This window comes from Moorena sp. SIO3B2 (assembly GCF_010692525.1).
GTDB lineage: Bacteria > Cyanobacteriota > Cyanobacteriia > Cyanobacteriales > Coleofasciculaceae > Moorena > Moorena producens.
The window spans coordinates 1-7,589 of the sequence record NZ_JAAHHE010000298.1 but is presented as its reverse complement, the minus strand read 5'-3'; the positions used below and the strand labels follow the sequence as shown (position 1 = coordinate 7,589).

Sequence of the window (7,589 nt, the reverse complement as noted above, 5' to 3'; positions counted from 1 at the left end):
TGAATGATTTTGCTACAGTAAATCAGATCTATGCCAAATACTTTAACGAGGAAGATGCTCCAGCTCGTGCCTGTGTTGAGGTTTCCCGACTACCTAAGGATGTTTTAGTCGAGATTGAATGCATTGCTGTGATCTAGTCTTGTGGAAGCTGCTAGGGCTTTAGCTGACTGCTGATAGCTAACTGATGACGAAGGAGCTGGGGGGGCGACAAGCGACCCAAAGTACTTGCCAGCTCTAAGTTTAAGGTCACTATGATCCCAAACTTATGATCCCAAACTATATATAGACAATCATGAGCATATTTTCAATTACTGGAAACTCAATCCCTGATTCTTTGATCCAAGTGGTCGAAAAATCGGGTTTATTTATAAGTTTGGTAACTGACTTGAATAAATCCAGACCAGATAATAATTATAGCCGAACTGTCACCCCCTCAGGTTCTGATATATAAAGATTTTAGCAAGATTTTTTTTCACATTCCTTAAGTAGATAAAGATTTTAACAAGATGACTTCTGCTATAGATTAGTATATCTAAATGAAATATATGATCAACTACAAAAATAATTTGTAGTCAACAGTAATGAAAACCTTATTAGCAACTGCCCTAGGAACTGTATTATTCACAAGTACTGCCCAAGCCGCAACATTTGTAGATACTAGAGAAGCCTTAAAGCCTAATGATTTCCTAGATTGGTCTGAAGTAGCTGAGGTTGTTGTAGCACCACCTTTTACCACCCTACCTAACCCATTTTCAGCGACTTCAGCGGTCGGGATTGATTTAAATGTCAGCATCCCTGCTGGAGAGTTTCTCCGTATTGATCAAACTCCTGTTTTCCCTGGTGCATTTGATGTAGGGGATTCGCTTCTGTTTACAGGCATTGCTAATCCTGGTCCACTGACTATTACCTTTGATACTCCAGTCTTTGGTGTTGGGACACAAATTCAATCCGCTCCTATAGAAATTGTTGACTACATAGCAAAAATTGAAGCCTTTGATAGTTTCGGAAATAGTCTAGGAAGTTTTGAACGTCCAGGTGTAAGCCAGATGGTTGCTGGCAGCGACGTGATCTTTACTGGCGTGTTTGATAGCAGTGGTGGCATCAAAACCTTGGTGCTGAATGCCAAAGAAGAGGTAACTACTCAGAGCAAAAAGTAGAGCTTGTTGAGAATCATGTAAATCACAAGCCCCATCATGTGTGAGGTATATGTATATTGCCAGCTGTTTTAGACAGCGACCAGCCAAAATTAGGGCTTGAAAAGATTGAGATAAATTACAAGCCCTTGAAGTATTAAGTAGATGGCAATCCAGGCGGATCGCGACCAGCATTAGACAACAGTTCACACAAACTGTTAATTGCCGACGAACCTTGTAACCGCGTAGTTTCTAAGAAGCTAAACATTTGAGCAACTAACGAGCGCGCCCCAATCACTTCTAGCTCCACCACTAACTTTGCGATGTACTACTACAGGACGCAACGCTCGCTCGGCATCATTGTTGTCCGGTTTAACTTCGTATGGGAGTTAAAAATGTGAACCATTCATCCCAATGGCGTTCAAGTCTTAAGCTAAGTCTTTGGGCGTCGGCTGGCCATCCAGCCGATGGAGGCTGCTGCAAAATTGTTTTGAGTTGGGTTTCTACAGTTGGACGTTTCTGCTGAAGTTGTTCATGAGTCAATAAACCAGCATGATAGTCCTGATGGGCTTTTCTAGCTGTCCACAAAACTTCCTTGACCTTCTGTGCAAAATCAGCATTGGCAGCAAAGCGACTGGTCACCAGAGCTTCGTTCGTCTCGTTCATGATCAGCGCTCACATTTCTGTTTTGCCGCCGCTAACTGTGGACTATAAGCACTAAAACAATCACGCTCTGAGAATACCATCAAAATTTTCTCCAAGTAACTGCTTAAGTTCTGCGCTACTGCGGGTTGAAGCTAAAAGTAGAACGCACACTTGATCACTGGTGGCTACCCATAGCCAATACGTGGGTCCCATCAATGCAATAAGTGGTCTCGTCCACACACCGTACACCAGGTTGTTTTACATAGGCTAGCCACTGTTGATAAGAAGGATCATTACTTTCTGTAAACCACCGATGCATCTTCCTTAAACTGCCAACAGAGATTGGCACACCCAAGACATTTTCAACAAAATACTCTTGTTTGCGCCATGTCAGATTTCCACCATATCCTAGCCAACCAACAACACTACATAACCTAGCTCCATAGCTAAACCCTTCCTTGACTCCCCACGGCAAGTGACTAGATCCAGACCAACCACATGAGAGACATTGGCAAGGAGAACGTTGGTATTCCCGGATTTCTACTGGCTGCTCGATTAATTCTGCTATTTGTTGGACTTTCTTGGGGGCACCTATCACCAGCTCTACCTGTGCCCCACAAGGTCGGACTTCTAGATGGAAATAGCTGTTCAATTGTGTCTGGCACTCCAAATCCATTGCGTGTCTTGCCAATATGATTATATTTCGGACCGCGCTTTTTACCTTTTTTACGCTTGCTTTGATCAGAAGGTTTCTTGAGTTGGTCTTGTGAAGGGGGAACAGAACTGTTTTGAGACGACCGTTTTTTGAGTTTGGACTGCGATGACCTTCAGTTGTAAGTTTTCCCCATTGAGAGCCTCCAGTTCTTTCTGTTGCTTCTCAATTAGGGCCTGCTGTTCTTTGATGAGTTGCTGTTGTTTGACCATCCACTCGACCAGCAGCACATAGTTCGCCATCTCGTCAGCAGGGACAGGGAATGCCAGTGAGTCAGTCTGTAGTGCAGTAGTAAAGGTCATATCAGCTACTATACCCTAAGCCCAGGGAAAATAAGTCAGCAAGCATGCCTGGTTTTACCATGTCTGTGAGAGCTTACATCCTTATACTGCAAGGGTTGGATGCGATTTTACACCCCTCATGGCTTGCACCATACCGAAGGGCTCCCTAGACATTATCAATAAGCGGTCTCTATTGCAGTGAGCAGTTACAAGAAGAGGGCGTTGATGTACCTTTCGCGATTAATGCCCTGAGTATCAGGTCTGTTCCTATCAGTGTTCCCGAACCCTCAGTGATATTGGGACTTTTAGTTATTGGTACGGGGAGTGTAGTTTCCCGGCTCAGAGGCTTGCCAGAAAACAACTAATATCGAGTCCGGTTGAATACTTATAATTATTCGGTGTTCGTTACTTGTTACTTTAAAATTTCAAATTGGCAAGTAACAAGTAACATGTAACCAGGGTAAACGCATCTAAATTTGTATCATAAGTTACAGCAAAAAGGTAAACAATAGTATCAAAAATATAGAATCCACCGGTTTATTCTCAACAAGCCCGAAACATTGCTCAATTATTTGCGATGTTATCCTTGGTGGATTTGAGAGTACTCGAAATTATCGTTGCGTACGCAAATGCTCCTTTGATTTTTGTTCAAAGTCAGATGAGTTTTCGCAGGGTAGCGCGCCGCTACACCGATTCCTGCACCGATCGCGCTATGTGAACTTTTGTCAGTCAACCAGCAAAACAGTCTATAGACAAAAACGAGTGTTTTTGCTCATTTACTCATATGCCTCATGGGTAGCGATCGCTTGCTAATGACTTTCTGGATCATTAATTTTTTGGAAGTCCCTAGTCTTTATTACGCGAATGATGAGTGAAAATGATTAAGAATAATTTTTTCTTTGTCTAAAGAAATATTACATTTAACTAATATCTTGTCACTGTAGTTGAGCTGAAGATGTAATCTTAAAGAAATTAGAGAATCAATCAACCCAATACAGTTGTCTTTTCTGACAGACAAAAAGGTAATTAAAGATTGCGAAAAGCGTTTTTAAAACGGCAATGTTTGGACAGATAGGGGGTTAACATGAACTTGAGAGACAATGGCTATCGGTGGGTGGCTACACCAGCACCATTGGCCGGTCGTTATGACGATATTTTTTTCATCAATCCTAATGTTGGTTGGGCTGTTAACGGGAATGGACAAATCCTAAAAACCGAAGATGGCGGAGGTCACTGGAAGATCCAAGAACAGTTACAGGGGGTTTACTTTCGCTGCATTCATATGCTGGACGAACAGATCGGTTGGGTTGGTTGCGTAACCCCAAGGAAACAACTCTACCACACCAGTGATGGCGGTAAAAACTGGGTTTTAGTAGAGAACTTGCCAGCGGATGCCCCCTCAGCCGTTTGCGGACTTTGGGTACTTGACCAAGAGAACGTATTCGCATCAGGAACCAACTACCCCGAACGACCGGCACGCTTCTTCAAAACAAATGATGGCGGTCAAAGCTGGTTTGTTAGGGATATGGAAGATGTGGCTACCCTTCTGGTGGATATCTACTTCAAAGATGACCAGACAGGTTGGGTTGTCGGGGGTCGTTCGGTGCGGCCTAACCCCCGTCGTTCTGATGTTGTGCCTACAGTCCTGAAAACAACAGACGGTGGCAACACCTGGCAAGATATGCTCGGAGATATCAATGTTCCATTAGGGGAATGGGGCTGGAAAATCCAATTTTTAGATGACGATCCGGAATTTGGGGTAGTTGCCTGTGAGAATCTGAAGGCAGGGGCGATTTTAATCACTGAAGACGGGGGTAACTCCTGGCGACGACAGGAAATTCGCAACAGCAACGGTCAGATGATTAATGAGAACCTGGAAGGCATTGGTTTTTTGAATCGTCAGCTTGGTTGGGTTGGCGGTTGGGGAGATCAAGTTTTTGAGAGCGGTCGTACTAGCGAGACAACAGATGGCGGTTTCACCTGGAGCGACCTGACCCCCGATTGGCCAAAACCCGATCCGGGCTATTCTTGTCCCCCTAGTCCCAATATAGGTCAATATATCAACCGATTTCGCTTTGTTAGCGACGGGTCTGTCACTGTCGCTTACGCCTCCGGTAACACTGTTTATAAATACACCAATCAAGAGTTACACGAGCCAACAGAGAGGGAAGTAGCCGGTAACCGCTTGCTCGGGGCAACGGAACTTCACATCACTGCAGATCAGGTTCTGATTCCCCTCACCGTACCCGAGGGCGCAACAAACTTATCTGTGGTTCTCTATGATCGCTTTGCGGGAAAAGTACGGACGTTGCTAGAGGAACTGAATCCCGCAGGGGGCCCTCGCCCGATCTCCTGGGATTTACGAGATGACAGCGGGCAAAAGTTAGCCCCTGGACAGTTCATGGCGCGCGTCACCTGTGACAACGAATCAGAAAGTCGGCTGATTTTCCCAGAACGCACTGGAGATCGACTCGCCTTAACTGCTACGACTCCCCATGTACTTAGAGAGGACTAATGTGATGACAAAAACCTATGATATACCCCTAGAGGTTCTGGTTTGTCAACCTCCATCTGAGGCTGCGATCGCAAACCTCGAACTAGCAAAATTGCCCCTGAGTTTTGAGATCGAACGGAACCCGCGAGATGAAGCGGCCTTATTGCTAACGGTCGCAGCCGAAGTGGAACACGCTTTAATGGTTCAGTACCTCTATGCTGCCTATTCCGTGCGCGACGATCAAACAAATCATGAGACAAGGGGACGAGTACAATCGCTCTACCAGCGATTGGCTCAACTAGCACGGGAAGAAATGGGGCATCTGATGACGGTACAGAACTTGCTGCACCTCATTGGCGCTCCCCTAAATTTTGAGCGGGAAGACTCGCCCTTTGAAAGCAAGCTCTATCCATTCCGTTTTAAACTCGAACCCCTATCAAAGCAGTCATTAGCCAAGTATATTACCGCCGAACGGCCTGCCGAACAGGGGGAGATTGACAATGAAACATGGCAAAGGCTCCTATATATTGCCAAAATTGCTCGGCGTGCCAATGACGGTCGTCCAATTCAGCATGTGGGAGCGATTTACGAGCGTCTGATACAACTATTTGGCAATGCAGAAGAGGGACTCAAAGACCAAGACTTTCATACAGACCGAATCGACCTCCAAGGCACCTGGGATGATTGGGGCTATGATGAGGGTCTTGGCAGCAATGATAAGTCTGAGTCTCGACGAGTTTATGTGGATACCTTTGAAGGCTCTCATCCCACCACCTTACGCAAAGAGGCGGTCAAAGCTCTCGAAATCATTGCCGAACAAGGGGAAGGCTATGGCTCTACGGTTGACTCCCATTTTGAGCGATTCTTTCAACTTTACAAAGATTTTGAAAAGTTGAAGAATGAGGGGGTCGAATTTGTCTGGCCAGTGGCAACTAACCCCAGCACCACGCCGCCGCGTCCCATATTGGGGAAACGCAATCTTGATGATTATATCCGTGCTGCCTTTGAGGAGCGGGGCTATATTGCCAACTGTTGCGCCCGTAACTGGGGACACCTGTTCAACTTACGCTATCGGTTACTGCTGGCTTTTCTCATCCATTTCTTGAAAATAACGGGTCGTCGCTATGTATCTTCAGGGCCCGATAAAGGCGATCGCACTCCGCGCGGCCTGTTGCTATTGTGGGCCTTCGATGAAATGCGCCATCTGAAGAAAATTGCCCAGAAAATGGTGCGGCTGCCTCTAAAATTATACTACAATGGGGTGACGGCCGGCCCTCCTTTCCAGTTGCCCTATACCCTCGATCTGCCAGATTTAGAACGGGATCGTTGGCGAGTCCATTTAGATGTGGTCAAGGCTTCATTAACCCTAGTGGAGAAAGCGCTTCAGGATGATGGGAGTCCCGACCAGAAAGACCCCTTTTTGGAGGATTTGCAGAGGTCTGATCGGGGACGGGCGAGCATTTTAGAGGCGTTGGCTGCGGGTCAGTCTATACCCACCCATGCTCGGACAGAATCTTTCCAAAAGGTGGCTCGCATTCTGGAAGAAGCAGTGCGGGGGTTTTCTATCGATGCCCACAGCAATTTCTGGGCGGGAATCAATCGTGAGCAATTTGTGCAATTGCATATGTTTAATCGGCCTTTTCTCCGTCGCAATGAAGACGACTGCAACCTGACCGCAGAAGGATCGGAACTAGTAAGTCGATTAGAGAGTTCTAGTAAAACTGGCAAAATGCCCCGCTATCGACCGTTAGTAGATAGTTCCAGACAAGAGTTTGTCCGCGAGTGGATTGATGCTCAAGCACCAGATAACGAGCCACCAGGACAGATTGGTGTTCACCACGAACGAGAACCCAACCTTGAGCCCCTGCCATCTTGGGAACAGTTCCGAAAATCTGAGCGGGTGGGGTACAGATCGGATATTAGACCACTCTTTCGAGATTTTGATCTCGAAACACTGCAACGGTTAGACGGTATCGATCTCAATGATGTAGAAAATGTTCGAGCCAATGGGGAAGAGCTTCGAGAACGACTTAACGAAGGTTCTCTCCCTTATGATGCTTGCTGGTCGGACGAGCGAATCGATCTGTTTGAGCGCTGGATAGATAGCGGTATGGAGAATTGAGGTTTAGGGTTACAGTACTTGTTACTTGAAAATTTAAAATTGGCAAGTAACAAGTAACAAGTAAAATGCCACATTTATGCTTAACTTGAAAGACTAATAGTTGAGTCCCCGTTTTTGATAACGATACTTAGCCACAATCGGATAAACTATATTACGTAGCCGGTTGAGAGCTCCCACAGGACGATGAACCACTAAGCCATTC

5 protein-coding genes and 1 pseudogene are annotated in these 7,589 nt (G+C 45.8%); 5 read left to right on the top strand and 1 reads right to left on the bottom strand.

Annotated features, from left to right (window positions below; translation table 11 throughout):
- Together F6K38_RS31740 and F6K38_RS31735 are read left to right on the top strand one after the other, a co-directional pair.
- A partial coding sequence (locus F6K38_RS31740) for a Rid family hydrolase (RefSeq protein ID WP_287359048.1) occupies window positions 1-137 on the top strand: 137 nt, incomplete at its 5' end.
- 444 nt (window positions 138-581) lie between these two features.
- Entirely contained in the window at window positions 582-1,157 is a 576-nt protein-coding gene (locus tag F6K38_RS31735) for a PEP-CTERM sorting domain-containing protein (RefSeq protein WP_287359045.1), read from the top strand.
- 133 nt (window positions 1,158-1,290) lie between these two features.
- Here the strand turns inward: F6K38_RS31735 and tnpC are convergent.
- A pseudogene (gene tnpC, locus F6K38_RS31730) lies at window positions 1,291-2,792 on the bottom strand (IS66 family transposase).
- A gap of 158 nt (window positions 2,793-2,950) precedes the next feature.
- On the opposite strand from tnpC, the gene F6K38_RS43660 reads away from it, so the two are divergent.
- From F6K38_RS43660 to F6K38_RS31720, 3 genes are all read left to right on the top strand, one after another.
- Entirely contained in the window at window positions 2,951-3,136 is a 186-nt protein-coding gene (locus tag F6K38_RS43660; protein WP_353737238.1) for a PEP-CTERM sorting domain-containing protein, read from the top strand.
- 719 nt (window positions 3,137-3,855) lie between these two features.
- Complete coding sequence (locus tag F6K38_RS31725) at window positions 3,856-5,286, top strand: YCF48-related protein (protein ID WP_287359042.1); 1,431 nt, start codon at window positions 3,856-3,858, stop codon at window positions 5,284-5,286.
- A gap of 4 nt (window positions 5,287-5,290) precedes the next feature.
- A complete protein-coding gene (locus F6K38_RS31720; RefSeq protein WP_287359040.1) occupies window positions 5,291-7,387 on the top strand; it encodes a ferritin-like domain-containing protein in 2,097 nt (698 codons plus the stop codon).
- Window positions 7,388-7,589: the final 202 nt, after the last annotated feature.